The organism is Actinacidiphila alni (genome assembly GCF_900112845.1).
Lineage (GTDB): Bacteria > Actinomycetota > Actinomycetes > Streptomycetales > Streptomycetaceae > Actinacidiphila > Actinacidiphila alni.
Genome location: NZ_FONG01000035.1, coordinates 1 through 23,845 on the forward strand (window position 1 = coordinate 1; position 23,845 = coordinate 23,845).

Sequence of the window (23,845 nt, forward strand, 5' to 3'; positions counted from 1 at the left end):
AGCCGCCAACCGCAAGCGGCGCGGCCGGCTCGGGGGCCGTCCACCGGCCTTCGACCGCAACGCCTACAAGCAGCGCAACACCGTCGAACGGTGCATCAACAAACTCAAGCAATGGCGCGGCCTGGCCACCCGCTACGACAAGACCGCCACCATCTACCTCGCCGGACTCCACCTCGCCGCCATCTTCATCTGGTCAGCCAGATGATCCAAAAGAAACGGCCTAGTTGGGATTCTCCGCGTTCGTCAGGGTCTCCCAGGCGACGAAGAGATTGTTGGAGCCCGCGGGCCGGTTGTTCTGCGTGAGGGTCTGGGTGTTGGTCATCGCGACACCCCGCCGGGTGTGCAGGGCGTTGAAACCGGTTTCTGTGATCGGGCCGAGGCCGCGATTGACGCTGCCGTTGCACAGCCAGCTCGGCGGCGCGGTGCCCAGTTCATACTTGGCCTGGAAGCCGAGCGCCTGCCGCAGCCGCTCGCCCACATCGGTGCCGTACAGGTCGTTGCCCTGGATGCGGCTGGTCTCGGCGATGTGCGAGATCGCGGAGATGCCGTATCCGGTGTGCACGAAGTCACGGCAGGTCTCCTGGGTCAGGCCGTCCACGAAGGTGGACTGCCCCTGCCAGTAGCTGACGATCTTCGCCTTGGTGTCGAGGTGCTGGCTCGGCACGGTCTTGGGCAGCGCGCCGTCCGAGGAGAGGTAGACATAGGCCGCGGCGCGCGTGCGGAAGATGCCCATCGCCTTGTCGTAGTCGGCCTTGTCGTCGAGGAAGACCGAGATGCCGACGGCCGCCTCCATCATCGACAGCTCCCAGTTCCCGTTGGAATTGGAGCCGTTGATGATCTCGGGCAGGTAGACGTCGCGCAGCATGGTGCCGAAGCGGCCGGCGTTCGGCCAGCCGCCGGTGTAGGTCGCCTTGATGATCTCGGCGGCCTTGGGCCAGGAGGAGCCCGCCCAGCCGGTCTGCAGCGGTGCGTTGCTGTTGGTGTGGCTCCTGATCGTCGCCGACCACGCGTCCATCAGCTTGATGGACTCCTGGGCGTAGCGCGCGTCGCGGGTGAAGTACCAGGCCAGCGCGTCGGTGTAGGCCGCTATCGCGTCCTCGCGCTCGTCGGTGCAGCCGTAGTTGGGGTTGGAGTACGAGCCGCACTCGACGGTCGCGCGCGGCTTGGGCGTGCGCGTCAGGGAGGCGTACGGGCTCGCCATCATCTGGTTGTACGCGCTCTTCCACGGCTCGGCGCCGGCCTGCACCTTGGTGCGCGCGTAGTCGAGCTGGGCGGCGGAGACGGTCACGCCTGGGTGGACGAAGGAGGCCGGTGCGGCATCGGCGCGCGAGGCGCTTCCGGGCCACATCGAGAAACCGGTTACAAGAGCGGCAGCCGCACAGGCGGCGGTTGCCAGCAGAACAGGGCGCCGGACGCGGCGGCGGTGGCGCGCGGGCGTCGGCGTGGGGGTGCCTGCCATGCGGGAGTCCATTCGTTCTCGTCTGTGAACGGAGCATTCATTTCTGAACACCTGGTTGACCGGAGACCATAAGTACGGACCAATCTCCCGTCAACCCCCGCCGCAGCCCCGGCAGTCGACCCGTGACGCGCCGCCGGCCTCACGCCCGTACGCGAGCAGCCGCGCCGATCACGCGGCGCGGCTGCTCAGCACGCAGAATTCATTGCCCTCGGGGTCGAGGAGTACGGTCCACGGGCGCTCCCCCTGTCCGATGTGGGCGCGCCGGGCGCCGAGCGCGAGCAGCCGGTCGACCTCGGCGTCGTGGTCGTCCGGCCGGAAGTCCGGATGCAGCCGGTTCTTGACCACCCGCCGGTCGCCGACCGGCACGAAGATCAGGCCCGGCAGCCGGTCGGCCGCCGGGCGGATCTCGTACTCCTGCGCCGAGTCGTTGAGCACCGTCCAGCCCAGTGCCCGCGCCCACCACTGCCCGAGCGCCACCGGGTCCGCGGCGTCCACGACGACCTGTTCCCATTCAAGAGCCATGCCCTTGAGCGTAGGCCCGCCGATCACCGCCCGCTCATCACCGCCCGCCGGGGAACAACCCCCCGGCAGGGCCGCCGGTCCTGTCGACCGGACCGCGCCTCAGTCCTTGGCGCGGGCCGGCAGCCGCCAGTTCGGACGGGGGAAGTGGCAGGTGTAGCCGTCGGGGTAGCGCTCCAGGTAGTCCTGGTGCTCGGGCTCGGCCTCCCAGAAGGGTCCGGCCGGCGACACCTCGGTGACGACCTTGCCGGGCCACAGGCCCGAGGCGTCGACGTCGGCGATGGTGTCCTCGGCGATCCGCTTCTGCTCGTCGTCCTCGTAGAAGATCGCCGAGCGGTAACTGAGGCCGATGTCGTTGCCCTGGCGGTTCTTGGTGCTCGGGTCGTGGATCTGGAAGAAGAACTCCAGCAGGGCCCGGTAGTCGGTCTGCTCGGGGTCGTAGGTGATCTCGATCGACTCGGCGTGGGTGCCGTGATTGCGGTACGTGGCGTTCGGCACGTCGCCGCCCGCGTACCCGACCCTGGTGTCCGTCACGCCCGGCAGGCGGCGGATCAGGTCCTGCATGCCCCAGAAGCAGCCGCCGGCGAGGACGGCCTTCTTCGTCTGAGCGGTCATCTCAGTCCTCCTCGTGTTCCGTGGCGGTAACACCTGACGTGCGCCCGGTGTTCCGGGCGCCGCGCGGGGGCGTCCGCGACGCTGGGGGCACCCCCGGCAGCGTACTGGCCGCGGGTCCGCCGGGCGCCGTACTCGACGGGTTCGCGGCGGTTATCGGACGGCCGTCAGGCCCGCCGCCGCCAGCAGATAGGCGGTCATCGGCTCGTACGACTGCGGGTCCACCACATGGTCGTCCAGCGGCACGGTCACCGCGACGGTTCCCTCCGCCTCGCCCAGGAAGAGCGCCGGGTCGTTGCAGTCGGCGAAGGCGACGGCCTTGATGCCCCGCTGCGCCGCGCGCCCGGCCCAGCCGTGGTCGGCGACCACCAGGTCGGGCAGCGGTTCACCGGCCGCCTCCAGCGCGTCGAGGATCGCCGACATCGGCTGCGGCGCGTGGGTGTGCCACAAGGTGGCACCGCGTTCCAGTACGGCGACGCTGCCGAACTGCCGCACATCGCCGCTGGTCCCGTCGTCGCCCTCGCCCACCGACAGGCCCTTGGGGATCGCCACCACGGTGGCGCCGGCCGCGCGCAGCGCCCGGGCGACGGCCTGGTGCACATCGAGCAGCCCGCCCGGGTGCCCGGTGGCGACCAGCACCCGCGCGCGGCGCGCGGCGGCCTCGCGCAGCGCCTCCGCCATCCGGTCGAGGCCGTCCACGGTGAGGTCCGCGTCGATGGTGTCCTGGCCCTCGCGGTGCGCGGGGTCGGCGACGACCCCCACCCGCTCGGCCATCACCGCGAGCACCTTCTCCTCGCTCCACCGCTCCCCCAGTTCCAGGCCCAGCCAGAAGCGCCGGTTCCCCTCGACCAGCTCCCGGTAGTGCCGGAGGTTGTTCTCCCGCGGGGTGGCGACGTCACCGGCGATCCGGGTGCGGCGCAGGTGGTCGGTCAGCTCGTCGCGTGTCAGTGGTATGTGCACCGAAGTCATGCCTCCATTGTCCGTGGCGCGTCCGCCGCTGCCGCACCGGACCCCCGCCACGCTGCGCGAACGCTGTGTGAATGCCGGACGAACGCCGCGCGGCACGCGCCTCCGGCCCGTCGCGCGTGCTGCGCGACGGGCCGGACGCGGCGGCTGCGGGGGGGGTCAGCCGCGGGTGGTGGTCGCCGGGGAGTTGTACGCCTCCGTCCGCAGCGCCGGGCGGTGCAGCGGCAGGGCGCTCGCGGGATAGCTGACGGTGATCTCGCGGGATTCGCCGGGGAGCAGCCAGAGGTAGTTGTCGCTGTAGAGGGTGGGCAGGACGCGGTCGCCGCTGTGGGCGTCCAGCAGTGACAGCCGGACCATGGCGGCGACGGCGTCGCCCCGGTTGCGGACGGTCGCGGTGACCGAGGCGCGGTCGCCGGAGCGGGTGACGCGGCCGAGGTCGGTGGAGATCCGCACCTGCTTGGCCTTGCTCAGCACCCGCATGTCCTCGGGCGCGCGGTAGCGCCAGTAGGTGTTCTCGGACAGCACGTGGCCGAGCGGGTCCTCCAGCCGCAGCCGCAGCAGGTGGAAGGCCGGCAGCCCGTCCATCTTGTCCGCGGTGAAGGCGGTGGCGGTGGAGGACGGCGCGATGTTGACCAGCTTGCGCTGCTCGGGCACGATCCGGCGGCCGTCGAGGTCGTAGTAGGCGGCCGTGACCCGGGCGCCGGTGACCGGGTGCGGGGTGTGGTTGACGGCGATGACCTGCCACTTGTCGGGGTCGGCCTGGACGTGCAGCGGTTCGCACGCGGTCCGCGCACCGTAGTAGGTGCCGTTGACGTCGAAGTCGTAGTCGTAGGTCTGCCAGACCGTGCTGTGCCACGCGGGGTGCGACATCCACAGCATCAGGCCGCTGGCGTCCTGCCACAGGTGGGCGTTCCACGCCTCGAACATCGCGCGGGTGTTCTCGTAGTTGACGAACTGCGCCTTGCGGGCGAAGTCGTCGAGGCCGGTGGCGGCGCCGAGCCGGGACTCGATGGCGGCCTGGTAGTTCTGCGGGGCCTGATTTCCCCGGGTGCTCCAGTCGTGGTAATACCAGGCCCCGCCGACCGGCCACTCGGGCTCGTCGCCCACCAGATTGCGCATGCTCTCGGCGGTGGAGACCACCGGCATGCCGATCTCGGTGTGGAAGCCGAAGCCGCCGCTGCCGTACGTGTCGGGCGAGTAGTAGCGCGCGGGCTCGACCCATCCGTACGGTCCGCCGCCGCTGATGATGCCGCCCGCGGAGTTGTTCTGGTACAGGATGCCGGGGGCCTGGGACTGCACCGCGGCGCGCATGCCGTTGTCGATCGCGGCCGGCGGATTGCCCTCGTTGGCGCCGCACCAGACCACGACGCTGGGGTGGATGCGGTAGCGCAGCACGGTGTCCGCGGCGAGGTCGTTGTACGCCTGGTGGTCCGGCGGGTCCATGCCCCACGCGTTGGGGAAGTCGTTCCAGACCAGCAGCCCGTACTCGTCGCACTTGGCGAAGAATTCCTCGCGGTTGCTGGAGGCGACCCAGTTGCGGATCATCGTGAAGTTCATGTCGCGGTGCATGCGCACCGCGGCGTCCATCCGCTCCACCGGCATGCGGCGCAGCAGTTCGTCCCAGCCCCAGTTGCCGCCGCGGGCGAAGACGCGGACGCCGTTGACGCTGATCTTCAGCGGGACGGGCGCGTTGTCGACGCTCTTCACATCCGTCCAGCTCTGCCCGTCGTCGGAGGTCTGGATGGTGTACGTCTTCGGGTAGGCGGCCTCCCAGACGATGACGACGCGGTCGAAGGTCCGCGCCTGTCCGAGGTCCACCTGGATCCACTGGTCGTCCAGGTACTCCGAGGACCAGCGGGAGCCCGGATTGCCGTCGGTGGCGTTCTTCGCGGGGTTGCCCGGGTCCTCGCTGGAGGCGGTGACGTCCTGGTGCAGGGCCAGGTCGGTGCTGGGCGCGGAGCTGTCGACGACGGACAGGCTCCACAGCGAGTTGCCCCAACTGGTCGCCCGGGCGCCACCCTTGATCCGTACGTAGCGGGCGGTCCTGGCGGTGAAGTCCTCGGTCTGCAGGCTGGCGTCGCCACCGTTGAAGGGCAGCGGCACCGCGGTGTTGTCGACGGCCTTGGCGTCGGTCCACGCGGAACCGTCGGCGGAGACCTGCACGACATAGGTCTGCGCGTACGCCTGCTCCCAGGTCAGGTCGACCCGGTCGAAGGCGACGGACGCGCCGAGGTCGACCTGGATCCACTGGTCGTCGTCGAAGGACGAGGACCAGCGGGTGTCGGGATTGCCGTCGGTGGCGTTCTCCGGGCCGTGGTCGGACTCGTCGGTGGAGGACGCGGTCGCCGTCTTGTGCAGCGCGAGGTCGGTGTCGGGCGCGGAGCTGTCGAAGACCCCCAGCGTCCACAGCGAGGAGCCCCAACCGGTGGCCCTGGTCAGGCACCGCACCCGTACGTAACGGGCCTTGCGGCCGCCGAGGTCGAGCGACTGGGTGTACGCGTCGCTGCCGCTGGTGAAGGGCAGCGGGGTGTCGTACTCGTAGCCGAACTGCCGGATGCCGAAGCGGGTTTGACGGCGGTCGCTGAGCCGGCCGCCGATCTCGGCGGTCAGCGTGAGGTCGTGCAGGTCGGGCGCGCCGTAGCCGTTGGGCCACCACAGTTTGGGGTTGCGGAGCTTCAGCTGCGCGTACGCGTCCGGTGCGAAGGTCACCTCGGCGCTCTCGCCCGCGGGCACGGTGACGGTGCGCGAGACGCGGACCCGGTCGAAGGCGGCGGTGACCGTCACCTTCTGGTCGGTGCCGGCGGCGTTGCGGACGGGCACCACGATCGTCACCTCGGCGCGCCCCGTGTCGGGCAGGCCGGGCAGGGTCGTGTCGACCCGGGGGTCACCGATCACGGCGTGGCCGGTGGAGCGCAGTCTGACGTGGTTCCAGATGCCGGCCACCCGGTCGCGGACGGCCGGCATCCAGTCCCAGCCGGAGGAGGCCAGATACGTGGGCGAGTTGCGGTTCATCATGGTGGCGCCCGCGTCCACGAAGGACAGGCCCTCGGGGCCCTTGTCGCCCGGGCTGCCGGGCAGCGGCATGGGGGTGATCCGCACCGCGAGCGCCTGCTCGCCGCGGGCGGTGAGCAGCGCCGTCACATCGTGCGCGGAGCGGGCGAAGGGGTAGGTCATGCCGCCGACCCGCTTGCCGTTCAGCCAGATGTCGGCGCTGTGGTTGACGCCGTCGAACTCCAGCCAGACGTGCCGCCCCGGGCCGGTGGCCAGGCCGTGCGGCAGGTCGAAGCCGCGCCGGTACCACCACGAGTGGCGGGACAGTGCCTCGGGGATGTGCAGATTGTTCAGGCCGGAGACCGGGTCGGGCAGGTGGCCCTGCTCGACGAGGCTGGCCAGGACGGTGCCTGGCACGGTCGCGGGCAGCCAGCGGCTGGTGTCCACCGCGGGGCGGGAGAGGTCGGCGCCCTCGCCGCCGGCCCAGTCGTCCATGGTGAGCGTCCAGCCGGACTCCAGCGGCACGGTGCCGTCGGCGGCGGTCTCCAGGGCGGGGGCCTTGCCGTGGTGGGTGCCCCAGTCGGTCCAGCCGGTCGCGGTGGGGCGGTGGCCGCGGGCGGTGCCGTAGACCTGGAAGCCGTTGAGGCCGAGGGGGTTGGCGTTGGAGCGCTTGCGGACGGTCAGCCGGACCCAGCGCGCGGTGACCGGGCGGTCCAGGGCGATCTTCACCACGCCGCCGGTGCCTGAGGTGGTGCGGTAGGCGGTGGTCCAGGAGTGCTGGTCGCGGGAGGTCTCCACGACGAAGTCCACCGCGCAGCTCGACAGGATCTCCTGTCCCGTCGTGCTGTCGCGCGGATTGCCGCCGGTGGAGGGGGTGAAGACCGGGTCCTCCACCGTCGCCTCGAAGACCAGGGTCACGGCGTCGACATCGCAGTCGGACTGGAGGTCGACACAGATCCACTGCGGGTCGCCGGCGGCCGCACGCCAGCCGGTGCCCCGCACTCCGACGGTGCCGATCCCGTCCACGGCGAATGCGCCGGGGGTGGGCGCGTAGTCGGTGGACGACACGGTGATCGGCCGGTAGGCGGCCAGTTCACCGCGGGTGGTGCCCGCGTTTCCCGCGGTGCTTCCGGTGGTCGGCGCGGTGGCCGAGGCGACGGACGGGAAGGCGGCCGTCAGACCGAAGCCCGCCAGGAGGGTAGAGCCGGTGGCGACGATGGTTCGCCGGGAGAGGTGAGGGTGATCCGACATGTCCAAAAGGTCCAATCCCAGGCGGGCCGGCGGAAGCGGGCAGCCCGGCTCCCAGTTGAAATGACAACGTTGCCATAGGCTGTAATCCCGACCGGCTTCTGTCAAGAGGCGCCGCGATGTCCGTTTCAGGAAAGGCCGGTGACATGGTTTCACGAAGGTCCGGTGACGCGGCCGGATCCGGGTCGGACACGCGGGGCGATCAGGCCGTTTCCGTCCGGCGGCGGGCGCGCCGATCGTGCGCGCCCGCCGCCGGGTCGGCGGTCCGTCAGGCGGTCTGTCGGACAGTTCGTCAGGCGGTCCGTCAGGTGCCGTTGATCAGCCGGGTCGCGAGATCCGGGCTGAAGGTGCCCGCGGGGACGGTCGGCGCGATGCCGCACTGCCCGTCGGAGTTGCCGGGCGTCTTCACCCACAGCAGCGCGTCCGCGCCGCCCCCGCTCTGCGGCGGCGTGCCGAGCTTGCGCCCGGCGGGATTGCACCAGACGCCGTTGGACCCGTTGCCGTTGCGGCTGGTGTCCACCACGAAGTGGGCGCTGCCGCCGCGCGAGGCCAGTGCGGAGTTGACCGCGCCCGCGTAGCTCTCCGAGGCGGAGGTGCTGTAGTAGTTCGAGACGTTGACGGCGAAGCCGCGCACATTGTGCACGCCGGCCGCGTTCAGATTGGCGGCCATGCTGTCGGGCGCGGTCCAGCCGGCGTTACCTGCGTCGAGGTACGCCCAGGTGTTGGGCGCCTTCTGCTGGAACATCCGGGTGGCGTAGCCCAGCATGTCGAGCCGGTCGGCGATCCGCGCGGAGGTCATGCAGTCGAAGTCGCCGAGCGCGTCGGGTTCGATGACGACGATCGCGGGCCGGTCGGCGACGGCCGCCGCGAAGGTGGAGATCCACGCCTTGTACGCGGCGACGCTGCCCGCGCCGCCCGCGGACTGGCCACCGCACGCGTCCCGGCCGGGGATGTTGTACGCGACGAGTACGGGCAGCAGGTCATGGCTGTTCGCGGCGCCCACGTAGCTCGCCACCTGGTCGCCCGTGCTGCCGGTGCCGAACCAGCGGGCGATGGGCCGGGCGGCGATGTTCGTATTGATGGCGGCCGCGCGGGAGTCGCCCGGGTGGGCGGCCACCCAGGCGGCCGGGCTGGAGCCGGGGTTGACGTAGAAGCCGGAGGTCAGGGTGATGGGGTCGGCGGCGGAGGCGGTGCCGGCGCCGGTGAGCAGGACGGCCGGGACCGCCACCAGGGCGGCGAGTACCGTCGTGAGCAGGGGTTTCGCACGCATGCTCGTGCTTCTTTCGGTGGGGGGTGGGGCCGCCGTCGGCCCCGTGGCTCGGTGCCGGTCCGCGCTCGTCCGGCGTGGGCCGGCACCACGGCCCGCGCTCGGTCAGCGTGCGGCGGCGAAGGTCGCCACCCAGGCGAGCGCGGAGTTCCAGTTGATCGCGACCTCATTGGTGGAGTACGCGAAGATCTCGTCGATGTAGCAGGTCGCGGGCGCGCAGCCGGGCAGATTCTGCTGGGCGACCGGGTCCTGGAGCGCCGAGTCGGGGCCGCCCGCGAGTGATCCCTTGGGCGGGTTGGGCAGCGCGGGGTCCAGTTCGTGCGCCCAGATCCGGGTGTGCTGATTGTGGCTGGCCCGCTCGCCGTAACCGGTCACAAAGGACTGGTTGAGCGCGTTGCGGCCGAGCAGGTAGTCCAGCGATTCCAGGACGGCGTCGCGGTAGCGGGCGCGGTGGGTGAGGTCGTAGGCGGTGGCGATGACCACGGCGTTGTTGGCCGCGGCGCTGTTGGAGCCCCAGACGTAGCCGCCGTCGGCGGGCAGGTACGGGTTGGGGTAGCCCTGGCGCTGCTCGTCGCGGACGAAGGCGTCGGCGACTGCGGTGACCCGCTTGCGGGCGGCGGCGGCCATGGGGGCGGGGAAGCGGCCCGGGAGGCGGGCGATGGTCAGGTCGGTCAGCCCGTCGGTGTCGCGCCAGGAGAATCCGTCGGTGCTGATCCGCGCGTCGATGTGCCGCAGATACGTGCGGTCGCCGGTGGTCGCGTACAGCTCGGTGGCCGCCCAGGAGAATTCGTCGGCCACGCGGGTGTCGTCGTAGGCGCCGCCGCCGACGCTGTCGCTGTCCGGGGCGAAGAGATCCGGGTGGGCGAGCGCGGCGTGCCAGGCGGTGGTGGCGGCGGTCAGGCAGCGGGCGGCGAACGCCTTGTCGTAGCGTGCCCATACCCGGGCGCACTGGGCGCCGGCGGCGGCCAGGTTGAGGGTGGCGGCGGTGGACGGGGCGTGCAGGTAGCGCGGCTGCGGGTCCTGGTCGGGGCGGGTCGGCAGTGCGGTCCAGGCCAGGTCGTGGATCTTGTGGTGGACCGTGCCGGCCAGTGGCTGCCCGGCGGGCACCTGCATGGAGAGCAGGAATTCCATCTCCCAGCGCGACTCGTCGAGCACGTCGGGCACGCCGTTGTGGTTCTCCGGGATGCTCAGCAGTCCGTCGCCCGCGCCCTGATGATTGCCCTGCGCGCGCGAGCGTTCGTAGGAGTCCATCAGCTGCCAGGCGGCCAGCGCCCCGTTGACCACGTATTTGCCCTGGTCGCCCGCGTCGTACCAGCCGCCGCTGACGTCCAGGGAGTAGTCGCAGGTGCCGGGCAGGCACGGGACGTCCGTGTCGCCCTTGTTGGGCGCCACGCCGACGTGGCCCGCGGGCCGGGCGTAGTCGGCGCCGGCGTACGCGGCCTCGATCGGGGTGCCGCTGCGGGCGGCGTAGAAGTAGCTCAGCGCGTCCTTGCTCAGGGCGGTGTACGGGTCGGCGCCGATGTCGAAGGGCTCGCTGCTGTCGTCGCCGACGTGCAGGGTGTAGCCGGTGCCCGGCCTGCGGTAGGAGCTGAAGTCGGCGATGTGCACATGGTCGCCCGATTCGGCGTCGTCGCCCTGGACACGGGTCATGCCGCCGCGCACGGTGCGGCCCCGGTCGTCGAGCAGCCGCCAGGGGACGGGCCTGCGGGAGGCGTTGACGACGGACGCCTTCTTGGGGCCCGAGGTCTGGTAGCCGTACTGATTGGCGCGCACCGGTGAGCCGAAGCTGCGCCCGCCGCCGGGCGGCACGACTCCCCCGGTCAGCGAGACGTCGTCCAGGCAGAGGGTGAACGGGACGGCCGCGCCGCCCTGCTGGAAGGAGAGCTGGCCGTGCAGGTCGGCGGTCTTCGACACGCCGGTGACGGTGAAGGTCCGCGGGGCCGGGGTGAGGGCGATCGCCTTGTTGAAGGTGGTGGTGTGCGGGGCGATGCCGAGTTGCAGCACGGCGTGGGTGGTGGCGTTCACCGAGGCGGACGCGGTGAACGTCAGGGTGTAGGGCTGATCGGCCTCCAGCGGGATGGTGTCCTCGGCGATCATCGAGTCCCACACGTTCGTGGTGCCCGCGGGGACGTCGGCGCAGAGCCGGCCGCCGGTGACCGTCGTGGGGGTACTGCCGCTGCTCCACCAGGGCGTCTTGGCGGTGTCGAAGGTGCCGTTGAGCACTCGTTCGTAGGGCGGGGCCGGCGTCGCGGGACCGGATGTCGCGGTGGCCGGGGCGGTGTTCGCGGTCGCCGCCAGCGCCGCCAGGGTGACGGGCACGGCGGCGGCGCGGAGTGTGCGTCTCATGGGATTCCGGGTCCTTGTCGAACAGGCCCTGGACAGGGCCGGGTCGGTTGCGGGAGCCCGGCTGGGAACGGCGTCAACGCCAGATCGTGAACCCGTGGCGCGGGGGTGTCAACGGCTGCGGTCACGTCGATTTTTTTCGTCGGACACTTCACAGCAACACGCGGACGTCCTACAGTCCCGACTGTAACCGCTCCCAGTTTTTGTACAGGAGTGGTCGCGCACACCGGCTGCACTGCGGCGTCATCCCAGGTGATCGGTGCCTTGATGGGCTTGGACCACACCATTCCGATTGTTACCGCTCCCGGTTTCCGGGGCTGGAGGGACTCGACAATGGCTCGACACAGACGCGGCGTCCTGGCGGCGCTCGCCGCCGCCGCGTCGCTGGCACTACTCGCGGCCTGTGGCGGCGGGGGCGGCGACGGCGGCTCGGGATCGGGCAGGACCACCCTGGTGGTCAAGACGTTCGGTCAGTTCGGCTACGACGAGCTGTACAAGAAGTACGAGGCGGCGCACCCCGGAGTGACCGTCAAGGAGGAGAACATCGCCAAACTGGGCGACTACGCGCCCAAGCTCCAGCAGTGGATGGCCACCGGGCGGGGCGCCGGCGACGTGGTCGCCCTGGAGGAGGGCATCCTCACCCAGTTCAAGGCCGACCCGGGAAAGTTCGTCAATCTGCTGGACTACGGCGCCGGTTCGCTGAAGGGGAACTTCCTGGACTGGAAGTGGCAGCAGGCGCTCACCACCGACGGCAAGGACCTGATCGGCCTCGGCACCGACGTCGGCGCGCAGGGCATGTGCTACCGCACCGACCTGTTCAAGAAGGCCGGGCTGCCGACCGACCGCGACCAGGTGGGCGCGCTGTGGCCGACCTGGGAGGCGTATCTCGCCACCGGTGAGCGCTTCACGAAGGCCGGCACCGGGGCGCACTTCTTCGACTCCTCGGGCAGCATCTACAAGAACATCCTGATCCAGCAGGGCGACCACACGTACTACGACACCTCCAACAAGCTGGTCATGGAGTCCAACCCGGGTGTGAAGGCGGCCTGGGACCAGACGGTGCGGATGATCACCGCCGGTCTGTCGGGCAACATCCTCAGCTACAGCCCGCAGTGGAACGCCGGCTTCAAGAAGGGCACCTTCGCCACCATCCCGTGCCCCTCGTGGATGCTCGGCACCATCGAAAAGCAGGCGGGTCCGGAGAACGCCGGCAAGTGGGACGTGGCCAAGGTGCCGGGCGCCGGCGGCGTCAACGGCGGCTCCTTCCTCGCCGTGCCCAAGCAGAGCAAGCACCAGAAGCAGGCCGCCGATCTGGTGAAGTACCTCACCGCCGCGCAGGGCCAGACCGCGGCCTTCCAGGCCAAGGGCAACTTCCCGTCCTCGCCGCAGGCCATCGACAGCCCGGCGGTGCAGGGCTACACCGCCCCGTACTTCGGCAACGCGCCGGTCGGGAAGATCTTCGGCGAGAGCGTCAAGGCGCTCAAGCCGCTGTATCTCGGGCCGCAGAACAACCCGATCAACGACGAGGTCACCAACGCCCTGATCGCCGTCGAGCAGGGCAAGCTCTCGCCGGACGCCGCCTGGAAGAAGGCCGTCGGCGACGCGAAACGGCTGGTCCAGTAGCCGCCGGCGGCGGGGTGCGTACGGCAAACCTGACCCGCCCGCGCACCCCGCCGCACCGGACCGGTCTCCTCCCGCGACTCCCGAAGGACTTCCCTTGGCCACCCACCTGCGGCCGTCCACGGCCGCGCCCCCGACCCGGGACGCCCCCGCGCCCGGCGCGCACCGCCCGCGCGAGAAACTGCTGTCCCGGCTGGACCGCGGCGGCTCGCCCTATCTGTTCATCGCCCCCTTCTTCCTGCTCTTCGCCGTCTTCGGCCTCTACCCGCTGGGCTACACCGCCTGGGTCTCCCTGCACGACTGGACGATCTCCGGCAAGGGCGACTACGTGGGCCTGGCCAACTACCGTCAGCTCTTCGGCGATCCGGATTTCTGGAACGCGCTCGGCAACACCCTGGGCATGCTGGTCGTGGCCACCGTGCCGCAGCTGGTGCTCGCGCTGATCGTGGCGAGCCTGCTCAATCAGCAACTGCGCGCCATGACCTTCCTGCGGCTGGGCATCCTGCTGCCGATCGTCACCTCGGTGGCCGCCGTCGGGATCGTCTTCAGCCAGATCTTCGACCGGGACGCAGGCATGGCCAACGGGCTGCTCGGCCTGGTCGGTGTCCATCCGGTGGACTGGCGGGCCGACAAGTGGTCGTCGTGGCTGGCGATCTCCACGATGGTCGACTGGCGCTGGACCGGCTACAACTCGCTGATCTACCTGGCCGCGATGCAGGCGATCCCGCGCGAGCTGTACGAGGCGGCGGCGGTGGACGGCGCGGGCCGGATACGGCAGTTGCGCAGCATCACCGTCCCGATGATCCGCCCCGCGGTGATCTTCACGGTGATCTCCTCGACCATCGCCGGGATGCAGCTGTTCACCGAGCCGCTGATCTTCGGCCAGGGCCCCGACGCCATTTCCGGCGGCAGTCTGCGGCAGTTCCAGACCGTCTCGATGTTCATGTTCGAAAAGGCGTTCAGGAACTTCGACTACGGCTACGGCTCGGCCGTCGCCTGGATGATCTTCCTGGTCATCATGCTGCTCACCGCGATCAACTTCTTCATCGTGCGAAGGATGAAATAGCCGTGCGCAAGGCAGGACCTCTGGTCTACCTCACTCTTTCCGGCGCCATTGTGCTGTCGGCCTTCCCGCTCTACTGGCTGTTCGTGATCGCCAGCCGGTCCAACGACGTGGTCGGCGACTGGCCGCCGCCGCTGCTTCCGGGCAGCCATCTGTTCGGCAACGTGTCGCGGCTGTTCGCCGCGGAGGACGCCAATTTCCTGAAAGGCATGGCGAATTCGGCGATCGCCTCGCTCGCCGTCACCGTCTCGGTGGTCTTCTTCAGCACGCTGGCGGGCTTCGCCTTCGCCAAACTCCGCTTCCGCGGCAAGAACTTCCTGCTGATGATCATCCTGGCGACGATGATGATCCCGGTGCAGATGGGCATCATCCCGCTCTACATGATCATGGTGAAGCTCGGCTGGGAGGACCGGCTGCAGGCGGTGATCGTGCCCTTCCTCGTCTCGGCGTTCGGCGTGTTCCTGATGCGGCAGTACGCCGAGCGCGCGGTGCCCGACGAACTCATCGAGGCGGCCCGGATGGACGGCTGCCACACCTTCCGGATCTACTGGACGGTCGTGCTGCCCGCGCTGCGGCCGGGCGCGGCGGTGCTGGCGCTGTTCACCTTCATGGGCACCTGGAACGAATTCCTGTGGCCGCTGGCCGTGCTGGAGTCGGACAACCCGACCGTGCAGTTCTCCCTCAACCAGCTCTCCACCAGCTACTACACCGACTACACGCTGATGTTCTCCGGCGCCCTGGTCGCCACCTTGCCGCTGCTCGCGGTCTTCGCCGTCTCCGGGCGGCAGATCATCGGCGGCATCATGGAAGGTGCGGTGAAGGCATGAGCACCTTCGGCCCCGACTTCCTGTGGGGAGCGGCCACGTCCGCCTACCAGATCGAGGGGGCGGTCGCGGCGGACGGCCGCGGCCCGTCCATCTGGGACACCTTCTGCGCCGTGCCCGGCGCGGTGCACGGCGGCGACACCGGCGCCGTCGCCGCCGACCACTACCACCGCTACCGCTCCGACGTGGCGCTGATGGCGGAGCTGGGCCTGCGCGCGTACCGCTTCTCGATCGCCTGGCCGCGGGTGCAGCCGGACGGCTCGGGCCGGATCGACCAGCGCGGCCTGGACTTCTACCGCCGGCTGACCGACGCGCTGCTCGACCGCGGCATCGAGCCGCGGCCCACCCTCTACCACTGGGACCTGCCGCAGCCGCTGGAGGACGCGGGCGGCTGGCCGCACCGCGACACCGCGGCCCGGTTCGCGGAGTACGCGGCCGCCGTCCATCAGGCGCTCGGCGACCGCATCGGCCACTGGACCACGCTCAACGAGCCCTGGTGCTCGGCCTTCCTGGGCTATGCGACCGGCCGGCACGCACCGGGCCGCCGCGAACCGGCGGCGGCGCTGCGGGCGGCGCACCATCTGATGCTCGGGCACGGCCTCGCGGCCCGCGCGATGCCGGGGGCGCGGATCGGCATCACGCTCAATCTCACCGATGTCAGCCCGCGCACCGGGGCGCCGGACGACCGGGACGCGGCCCGGCGGATCGACGGCATGCAGAATCGCTTCTTCCTCGATCCGCTGCTGCGCGCCGCCTATCCGGCCGATGTGCTGGACGACCTCGCGCCGGTCAGCGACTTCGCGCATGTCCGGGACGACGATCTCAAGACGATCGCGGCGCCGCTTGACCAGCTCGGCGTCAACTACTACTCCCCCATGCTGGTGGCCGCCGCCGGCACACCGGAGCCGTCGGCGTACGTCGGCTCCGAGCACGTACGGGTCGCCGACGGCGGCCGGGAGCGGACGGCGATGGGCTGGGAGATCGACGACGCGGGTCTGCTGGCGCTGCTGCTGCGGCTGCACGCCGACCATCCGGGGCTGCCGCTGTGCGTCACGGAGAACGGCGCCGCCTTCGACTCCGGGCTCCAGGACCTGGACCGGATCGGGTACCTGGAGAGCCATCTGCGGGCCTGCGCCCGAGCGATCGAGCTGGGCGTGCCGCTGACCGGCTATTTCGTCTGGTCGCTGCTGGACAATTTCGAGTGGTCGCACGGCTACCGGCACCGCTTCGGCATCGTGCACGTCGACTACCCGACCCAGCGCAGGACCCCCAAGGACAGCGCGTACTGGTACGCGGACGTGATCCGCCGCGGCGGCCTGTGAACGGCGGCCGGCACCGTACGGCGGGCCGCGCCGCGTTCCGTATCCGGACCCGCGCGCTGTACGGAACTGGGAGCGGTTACAGTGCGGGTACGCGGTCCGCGCCGCGGGCCCCGCCCGCGTCCGGTCCCGCCGCCTCCGCCGTCCGGCGCGCGCCGCGCCGCCGCTTCCGCACCCGCCCCAGGAGCCGTCCGCACATGACCAATCGGCAGCCCACGCTCGACGAGGTGGCGCAGCGCGCCGGTGTCTCCCGGGGCACCGTCTCGCGCGTGATGAACAACCGCCAGCACGTCAGCGGCAAGGCCCGGGAGGCGGTGGAGCGCGCCGTACGGGAGCTGGGGTACGTGCCCAGCATGGCGGCGCGGTCGCTGGCCTCGCAGCGCAGGGGCGCGGTGGTGCTGGCGATCTCCAGCGACGACAGCGCGCTGTTCTCCAATCTGTTCTTCGCCGAGGTGATCACCGGGATCAACGATGTGATCGAGGAGACCGATCTGGAGCTGCTGCTGGTGCTGGCCGCTTCGGAACGCGGCCGGAACCGGCTGGCCCGGATCCTCCAGTCGCGCGGCGCGGACGGCGTGCTGCTGCTCGCACTGCGCGAGAACGACCCGCTGGCGAAGATCGCAGAGAGCGGCGGTGTGCCGGTGGTGCACGGCGGCCGGCCGCTGGAGCGGGCGCCGCGCCATTACGTGGACGCCGACAACCGCGGCGGCGCCCGGCAGGCGGTGGAACACCTGATCGCCACCGGGCGCCGTGCCATCGGCACCATCACGGGACCGCTGGACATGCACGCGGGCGTCAACCGCTATCTCGGCTTCCGTGAGGCGGTGGCGCTCGCCGGCCTCGGCGACGAGCGGGTCGCGCACGCCGACTTCAGCCAGGCCGGCGGCGCCGCGGCCATGGCGGAGCTGCTGGACCGGCACCCCGACCTGGACGCGGTCTTCGTCGCCTCGGACGCGATGGCCGTCGGCGCCCTCGAGGTGCTGCGCGGCCGCGGCCGTACGGTGCCGGGCGATGTCGCGGTGATCGGTTTCAACGACATCGTCACCGCCCGGCACACCAGTCCGCCGCTGACCACCATCCGGCAGCCGATCGAGGCTCTGGGCCGGGAGATGACCCGGATGCTGGTCCGGCTGATCAACGACGAGAAGCCGACGTCACTGATCCTGCCGACGGAGCTGGTGATCAGGGAGTCCGCCTGAGGACCTCAGCAGCTCCCGCGACGGGGAATCCGGCCGGCGGGCAGGAAGTGCTTGCGAGGCACGCTGGGCACCGCCTGCCCGCCGGCTCCTTCCGCGGCGGGTCGCACCGCCGCGGAGCTCACTTGCGCACCGGCGCCGTCCTGATCATCGTCCAGGACACGGGCGGGAGTTCGGCCGAGAAGCCGCCGCCCTCGACGAAGTGGCGGGTGCTGGAGCGCGGCTCCACCCGGCGCGGCGCGTCCTTGGAGTTGGTCGCCAGCAGGTCCTGGCCGCCGAGCACCACGTGCTCGACGATGTCGTGCTCCTCGCCGGCCATCGCCAGCCGCAGCGTGGCGGCCTGGCTGTCGTCCCGGTTGACGGCGAAGATCGTCGTCTGACCGGTCTCCGGATCGCGGGTCGCCGTCACGTCGACCGCGGCCACGTCGCCGAGGGTCTCGGAGTGCAGGACGGGCGAGGTCGGCTCGACGCGCAGCACCTCGCCGCGGGCGTGCCGGGCGGTGAGCGCGAACGGGTAGAAGATGGTCTGCCGCCAGGCGCCGGTGTCGGGCTCGGTGCGGATCGGCGCGATGACGTTGACGAGCTGGGCGAGGCAGGCGATGTCCACCCGGTCGCTGTGCCGCAGCAGGCTCATCAGCAGATTGCCGAGCACCACCGCGTCCTCGACGGTGTACTCGTCCTCGATCAGCCGCGGCGCCCGGGCCCATTCGAGATTGTCCTGACCGGCGAACCGGCTCTCGTACCACAGGTTCCACTCGTCGAAGGAGAGCTTGAGCTTGCGCCGGGACCGCTTCTTGGCGGCTATGTGGTCGCAGGTGGCGACGACACCGTCGATGAAGGTGTCCATCACCTGCGCGGAGGCCAGGAAGCCGGTGCGGTCGTCGCCGTGCTGCTCGAAGTAGGCGTGCAGCGAGATGTAGTCGACGACGTCGTACGCCTCGTCGAGGACGTCGGCCTCCCACGAACCGAAGGTCGGCATCCGCTCGTTGGAGCTGCCGCAGGCGACGAGTTCGATGGACGGGTCGATGCGGCGCATGGCCTTGGCGGTCTCCGCGGCGAGCCGGCCGTATTCGGTGCCGGTCTTCTGGCCGACCTGCCAGGGGCCGTCCATCTCGTTGCCCAGGCACCAGGTCTTGATGTTGTGCGGGTCGCGGACGCCGTGGGCGATGCGCAGGTCCGAATAGCGGGTGCCGCCGGGGAAGTTGGTGTATTCGAGCAGATTGCAGGCGTCCTCGACGCCGCGGGTGCCGAGGTTCACGGCCATGATCGGCTCGATGTCGGTCTGCCGGGCCCAGGACATGAACTCGTTCAGGCCGAAGGTGTTGGGCTCCAGGGAGCGCCAGGCGAGGTCGAGCGTGACGGGGCGGTCCCCGACCGGGCCGACACCGTCCTCCCAGCGGTAGCCGGACACGAAGTTGCCGCCGGGGTAGCGGACGGCGCTCACGCCGAGTTCGCGGGTCAGCTTGATGACGTCGGCCCGCAGGCCGTCGACGTCGGCCTCGGGGTGGCCGGGTTCGTAGACGCCTCCGTAGACGCAGCGGCCCATGTGTTCGATGAACGACCCGAACAGGCGCGGTGGCACCGGCGCGATGGTGAAGGCGGGGTCGATGGTTGCAGTGCAGGTGAGCACACCGGTCTCCGGTTTCTCTTGGTACGTGCGTGTAGCGAGGGTGCTGCGGCGCCTTTGCCGGCAGGGGGGATCATTTGATGCCGGTGGTCGCCACGCCCTGGACGAAGAAGCGCTGCAGGACGAGGAAGGCGATGGCCAGCGGGCTCAGCGAGATCGCCGCGCCCGCCATCAGGGCCGCGTGGTCCACGCCCGACTGGCTGGAGAACAGCGTCAGGGCGGCGGGCAGCGTCTGCATGTCGATGTTGTTGGTGACCACCAGCGGCCACAGGAAGTCGTTCCACAGCGCGGCGAACTGGATGATGAACAGCGACGCGAGTGCCGGTTTGGCGTTCGGCAGGATGATCCGCCAGTAGACGGTGAAGTCGCCCGCGCCGTCGATCCGCGCCGCGTCGTCCAGTTCGCGCGGCAGCTGCATGAAGAACTGCCGCAGCAGGAAGATGCCGAGCGCGCTGGTGGCCCGCGGGATGATCAGGCCCTGGTAGGAGTTGAGCCAGCCCAGGTGGAACAGAGTGAGGAAGACCGGCACGAGGGTGACCTGGAAGGGCACCATCAAGGTGGCCAGGATCAGCAGGAACACCACGTTCTGGCCGCGGAATTTCAGCCGGGCCAGCGCGAACGCGGTCATCGAGTCGAACAGCAGCAGGATCACGGTGGTGCCGCCGGCGAAGACGAACGTGTTGAGCACGAGCTTGCCGAACGGCAACTGGTCGAGCACCGCGTCGACGCCGTGCATCGTCCAGTGCGTCGGCCAGAGCCGGGCCGGGTCGGCGTACAGGTCGCCGTTGGTACGGAAGGCGACGCCGAGCATCCACAGGAACGGGATGATCATCGCGATCGCGCCGATGGTGACGGCGGTCCACGACAGTACGGTGCCCAGCCGGGCGCCGTAGCGTACGGCGGTCAGCGCGGCGGACCGCAGCCCGGCGGGCGGGCCGGGGTCGGGACCGTCCTTGCGGGGGCCGAGGTGGCCTGGCGCGGTGTGCGGCCTGATGGTGTCAGTCGGCATCGCGGAACCTCGACAGACGCAGTTGGAGTGCGGAGATCGCCAGGATGATCACGAACAGGACCCACGCGACGGCGCTGGCGTAGCCCATCTGGAACTCCACGAAGCCCTTCTGGTACAGGTACATCACCACGGACTCGGTGTGGAAGATCGGCCCGCCGCTGGTCATCGCGAAGACCAGGTCGAACAGTTGGAGTCCGGTGACCGTGGCGATCAGCGTGGTGAACAGCAGCGCGGGACGCAGCGCCGGCAGCGTCACATGCCGGAAGCGCTGCCAGGGCCCGGCGCCGTCCAGCGCGGCGGCCTCGTACAGGTGCGGCGGGATCTGCTGCATGCCGGCCAGCAGGATGATCATCGTGAAGCCGACGTTCTTCCAGATGCCGACCGCGATCACCGTGGGCAGCGCCAGCGAGGTGGACTGCAGCCAGTTCGGCGCGCTGAACCCGAGGTCGGTCAGCCATGCGTCGACCAGACCGACCTGCGGGTCGAGCAGGAATTTCCAGACGATGCCGCTGACCACGAGCGAGGCGATGAACGGGAAGAAGTACGCGGTGCGCAGCAGCGCCGAGTACCACGTGGTCCTGCGCAGCCGGGAGGCGATGGCGAGCGCGATGGCGACCTGGCCGACGGCCACGGCGGCGGTGTACACCACCGTGACGCGCAGCGCGTTCCAGAAACGCGAATCGTGGTAGAGCGTCGTGTAGTTGTCGAGGCCGACGAATTTGTGGTGGGCCTCGCCGACCGTCCAGTCGTGCAGGCTCATCCAGCCGGACTGGACGATCGGTTCGGCGATGAAGACGCCGATGAGCAGGACGCTGGGCAGGATGAACAGATACGCGCTGTTGATCCGGGGTTTGCGGCGCGGTGTGCGCCGCGCCGCTTTCGACGGCCCCCGGGTGAACGGGAGTTGGGTGCTGGTCATGGGACTTACCGCTTGCAGCCGGTGTACGAGTCGATCTTCTTGGCGGCGTCGTCGGCCGCGGACTTGACGTCGGCGCCGCGTTCGATCTTCTGGATGAGCGGGACGTAGGCGTCGGTGTCGATCTTGGTGGCGTTCTCCTGGCCCGCGAGGTAGAGCTTCGCGTGCGGGAGGGCGGCGGCGAACTGGGCCGCGGTGGGGTTGGCGTTCACCGCGCTGCCGAGGTCGGTCCGGGCCGGCGGGAAGCCGGAGATCTTGGAGAACTGGGTCTGCGCTGCCTTGCCGGTGTACCAGGCCAGGAATTCCTTGGCCTGTTCCTGGTGCTTGCTGGTGCGCGCGATCATCAGCGGCACCGTGGAGGCCAGGGTCACCGGTCCGGCGGAGCCGACCGGCACCTGGGCGATGCCCAGGTCGACGCCCGCGGACTTGAATCCCGCCGCCGCCCAGGGCCCGTTGATCTCCATCGCGGCCTTCTTGGAGGAGAACAGCGTGTCGGCGTCGGCGCCGGCCTGACCGACCGGGCTGATGTGGTCCTTGTCGACCAGGCTGCTCCACTTGGTGAGCGCCGCGACGCTCGCCGGGCTGTTCACGGCCGCGCAGTTGTCGGAGCCGACGATGTCGCCGCCGCTCATCCACTGCAGGATCGGCCACATCTGGATGGTGTTGTTGTCGGCCAGCGACAGGCCGTACTGGCTGGGCTTGCCGCCGGAGCCCTTGGTGAGCTTCTTGGCGTCGGCGATGAACTCGGCCTCGGTGGCCGGCGGCTGGGTGATGCCTGCCGCCTTGAACATGTCCTTGTTGTAGTAGAGGACGAGCGTGGCCATGTTGGCGGGCACCGCGTACAGCTTGCCCTGAACGGTGAAGGCGGACTTCACCGTCTCCGGGAAGGCACTCGAGTTGATCTGAGTGCTGCCGGTGCCGACCGCGGAGTCCAGCGGCAGCACCGAATTGGTCTTGATGTAGTTGAAGATCGCGCCCGGGTCGGAGCTGGGGGTGGCCAGGTCCGGGCCCTGGCCGGTGGCCCAGGAAGCGGGCAGCTTCTGGCCGATGGTCGCCCAGGGCTCCGTGGTCATGGTGACCTGGATCTTGGGGTGACTGGCGTTGAACTCCTTGATCAGCGCCTGGTACGAAGGGGCGTCGGGGCCGGTGAAGCCGGTGAGCATGGTCAGTTTCACCACGCCGCCGGACGAGCCGCCGTCGCTTGCGCCGTTGTCGCCGCAGCCGGCGAGCAGGATCGAGACTGTCGAGGCGGCGGCGATGGCCGCGGCCGTTCTCCCGTATCTGACGTGCATGCCGATCGTTCCGTTTCGTTCACGCCCCACGGCGGTGTGGGGCTGGAGGGTCGATGGAGCTGTCTCCTTCCGCGAGCCGCCCGTCCCCGGCGGGGTCGCTCGACCGGAAGCGGTGACTCAGGCGGTGTGGCTTCCGCAGGACTCGCGGATCACGAGCTCGAACGGCAGCACGGTGTGGACCGGGTCGGGTGTCGTCCCGTCCACCAGGTCGAAGAGGATCGCCGCGGCCTGGCGGCCCAGCGCCTCGGCCGGGACATGGATGGTGGTGATCCCCGGCGTGGTGAGCCGGGAGACGCCGAAGTCGTCGTACCCGGCCAGTGCGATGTCCTCGGGGATGCGCAGTCCGCGGGAGCGGATCTCCAGCATCGCGCCGTAGGCCATCTCGTCGTTGGCGGCGAAGATCGCCTGGACGTCGGACATGCTGTCCAGCACCTGCCGGGCGGCGAGCATCCCCGATTCCTCGCTGAAGTCGCCGACGGCCAGGGTGTGGGTGCACTGCCGCCCCGATTCGGCGAGCGCGGTGCGGAAGCCTTCGTAACGGTCGACAGCCGTCTGATGGTTGAGCGGGCCGCTGATGTGCGCGATCCGGGTCAGTCCGTGGTCCTGCACCAGGTGCCGAGCGATCGCCGCGGCGCCCGCCACCTCGTCGATGCCGACGCTCGCCGCGTGCGGCAGATGGACGAAGCGGCCGACGAGGACCACCGGCAGGGCCGCGTCCACCATGCGGTTGACGTTGGGGTCGCTGATCGAGGCCGAGGCGACGATCGCGCCGGCCGCGGCCTGGGAGCGCAGCACCCGTTCGTACGCGGCGACGCCGTGCGACTCGTCGGGGTTGGTCGACACCACCAGCGCGGCGTCCCGGGCGTTGGCCTCGGCGGTCACCCCGACCAGCAGATGCATGAAGTAGGGGTGCCCGAAGACATGCTGGCCGGTCTGCGGCACGACGACCGCGATCGAGGTGGACCGGCCGGCCCGCAGGGCGCGGCCCGCCGAATTCGGCACATAGCCGAGCCTGGCGGAGGCGGCCCGTACCGCTTCCTTGGTCGCCTCACTGATCCGCGGGTGGTCCGCGAGCGCCATGGAGGCGGCGCTCTGCGAGACCCCGACGGCCGTCGCGACGTCCTTGAGCGTGACGGTGGCGCGCTTGTCGGCCGCGGCCGTGGGTCTGCGGCGGCCGCGGCCGCCGCCCGGCCGGTTCGCGTCGGCCCCCTCCGCCGGCGTGTCCCGTCCCAGCGGGACCACATTGCTGTCGGGGCGGCTCGCGTCCCGGTCCGGGCCGCGGTGCTCGTCACGGTGCTCGTCGCGCTCGGCCGCCGTCATCGCCGCGCTCCCGACGGGACGCCGCTGCGGATGTACGTCATGGGGTGCTCCAACCGAGTGTCCGACCGGGTCCGGACCTGCCGTCCGGACGGTGTTCAAGCGATCTGCTCTAACGATTCAGCACTTCGGACGCTAGGTCACGTCCTTGGCCACGTCAAGAGTCCGGCACGAGATTATCGAGCCGTAATCCCGCAGGTCCACGCCTTGACGGCCATGGCGCGCCGCCCTTAGCTTCTTATGCGCTGAATCGTATG

Annotated in this window: 17 protein-coding genes and 1 pseudogene; 6 read left to right on the forward strand and 12 right to left on the reverse strand. The window is 70.4% G+C overall.

Annotated elements, in window-relative coordinates:
* Nucleotides 1-205 (forward strand): annotated as a pseudogene (locus tag BM076_RS34325) (IS5/IS1182 family transposase); the annotation flags it as partial.
* A 15-nt stretch (nucleotides 206-220) separates the two neighbouring features.
* Here BM076_RS34325 and BM076_RS34330 read toward each other — a convergent pair.
* From BM076_RS34330 to BM076_RS34360, 7 genes are all read right to left on the reverse strand, one after another.
* Nucleotides 221-1,471, reverse strand: a complete 1,251-nt coding sequence (locus tag BM076_RS34330) for an alginate lyase family protein (RefSeq protein WP_093717698.1) — start codon at nucleotides 1,469-1,471, stop codon at nucleotides 221-223.
* Between the two features lie 156 nt (nucleotides 1,472-1,627).
* The gene (locus tag BM076_RS34335) at nucleotides 1,628-1,981 is read right to left on the reverse strand and encodes a VOC family protein (RefSeq protein ID WP_093717734.1); all 354 of its coding nucleotides are present in this window, start codon (nucleotides 1,979-1,981) and stop codon (nucleotides 1,628-1,630) included.
* Between the two features lie 99 nt (nucleotides 1,982-2,080).
* A complete protein-coding gene (gene msrA, locus BM076_RS34340; protein ID WP_093717699.1) occupies nucleotides 2,081-2,593 on the reverse strand; it encodes a peptide-methionine (S)-S-oxide reductase MsrA in 513 nt (170 codons plus the stop codon).
* 150 nt (nucleotides 2,594-2,743) lie between these two features.
* Nucleotides 2,744-3,559 carry a phosphatase gene (locus tag BM076_RS34345; protein WP_093717700.1) on the reverse strand — a complete coding sequence of 272 codons (816 nt, stop codon included), beginning with the start codon at nucleotides 3,557-3,559 and terminating at the stop codon, nucleotides 2,744-2,746.
* Nucleotides 3,560-3,715: 156 nt separating this feature from the next.
* A complete protein-coding gene (locus tag BM076_RS34350; RefSeq protein WP_093717701.1) occupies nucleotides 3,716-7,798 on the reverse strand; it encodes a discoidin domain-containing protein in 4,083 nt (1,360 codons plus the stop codon).
* A gap of 301 nt (nucleotides 7,799-8,099) precedes the next feature.
* Complete coding sequence (locus BM076_RS34355) at nucleotides 8,100-9,065, reverse strand: glycoside hydrolase family 6 protein (protein ID WP_093717702.1); 966 nt, start codon at nucleotides 9,063-9,065, stop codon at nucleotides 8,100-8,102.
* A gap of 102 nt (nucleotides 9,066-9,167) precedes the next feature.
* Nucleotides 9,168-11,408, reverse strand: coding sequence for a glycoside hydrolase family 9 protein (locus BM076_RS34360; RefSeq protein ID WP_093717703.1), 2,241 nt, complete (start codon nucleotides 11,406-11,408; stop codon nucleotides 9,168-9,170).
* Nucleotides 11,409-11,738: 330 nt separating this feature from the next.
* Here BM076_RS34360 and BM076_RS34365 point away from each other — a divergent pair, with 330 nt between their 5' ends.
* The 5 genes from BM076_RS34365 to BM076_RS34385 all read left to right on the forward strand — a co-directional run bounded on the left by BM076_RS34365 (nucleotide 11,739) and on the right by BM076_RS34385 (nucleotide 17,430).
* Nucleotides 11,739-13,028, forward strand: a complete 1,290-nt coding sequence (locus BM076_RS34365) for an extracellular solute-binding protein (RefSeq protein WP_093717704.1) — start codon at nucleotides 11,739-11,741, stop codon at nucleotides 13,026-13,028.
* A 94-nt stretch (nucleotides 13,029-13,122) separates the two neighbouring features.
* A complete protein-coding gene (locus BM076_RS34370; RefSeq protein WP_245796659.1) occupies nucleotides 13,123-14,091 on the forward strand; it encodes a carbohydrate ABC transporter permease in 969 nt (322 codons plus the stop codon).
* 2 nt (nucleotides 14,092-14,093) lie between these two features.
* Nucleotides 14,094-14,915, forward strand: coding sequence for a carbohydrate ABC transporter permease (locus BM076_RS34375; protein ID WP_218160145.1), 822 nt, complete (start codon nucleotides 14,094-14,096; stop codon nucleotides 14,913-14,915).
* Nucleotides 14,912-16,234: a GH1 family beta-glucosidase gene (locus BM076_RS34380; RefSeq protein WP_093717705.1), complete on the forward strand. Its 1,323-nt coding sequence runs from the start codon at nucleotides 14,912-14,914 to the stop codon at nucleotides 16,232-16,234. The genes BM076_RS34375 and BM076_RS34380 overlap by 4 nt, the downstream gene beginning before the upstream one ends.
* A 194-nt stretch (nucleotides 16,235-16,428) precedes the next feature.
* Nucleotides 16,429-17,430, forward strand: a complete 1,002-nt coding sequence (locus BM076_RS34385; RefSeq protein ID WP_093717706.1) for a LacI family DNA-binding transcriptional regulator — start codon at nucleotides 16,429-16,431, stop codon at nucleotides 17,428-17,430.
* Between the two features lie 118 nt (nucleotides 17,431-17,548).
* Here the strand turns inward: BM076_RS34385 and arfA are convergent, their stop codons facing one another.
* The 5 genes from arfA to BM076_RS34410 form a co-directional block, all read right to left on the reverse strand.
* Nucleotides 17,549-19,057 carry an arabinosylfuranosidase ArfA gene (arfA, locus tag BM076_RS34390; RefSeq protein ID WP_245796660.1) on the reverse strand — a complete coding sequence of 503 codons (1,509 nt, stop codon included), beginning with the start codon at nucleotides 19,055-19,057 and terminating at the stop codon, nucleotides 17,549-17,551.
* A 70-nt stretch (nucleotides 19,058-19,127) separates the two neighbouring features.
* Nucleotides 19,128-20,063, reverse strand: coding sequence for a carbohydrate ABC transporter permease (locus BM076_RS34395; protein WP_093717707.1), 936 nt, complete (start codon nucleotides 20,061-20,063; stop codon nucleotides 19,128-19,130).
* A complete protein-coding gene (locus BM076_RS34400) occupies nucleotides 20,053-20,982 on the reverse strand; it encodes a carbohydrate ABC transporter permease (protein ID WP_093717708.1) in 930 nt (309 codons plus the stop codon). Before BM076_RS34400 ends, BM076_RS34395 begins: the two co-directional genes overlap by 11 nt.
* A gap of 5 nt (nucleotides 20,983-20,987) precedes the next feature.
* On the reverse strand, nucleotides 20,988-22,271 hold the full coding sequence (locus BM076_RS34405; protein ID WP_093717709.1) for an ABC transporter substrate-binding protein: 1,284 nt from the start codon (nucleotides 22,269-22,271) through the stop codon (nucleotides 20,988-20,990).
* A 117-nt stretch (nucleotides 22,272-22,388) separates the two neighbouring features.
* On the reverse strand, nucleotides 22,389-23,591 hold the full coding sequence (locus tag BM076_RS34410) for a LacI family DNA-binding transcriptional regulator (RefSeq protein ID WP_093717710.1): 1,203 nt from the start codon (nucleotides 23,589-23,591) through the stop codon (nucleotides 22,389-22,391).
* Nucleotides 23,592-23,845: the final 254 nt, after the last annotated feature.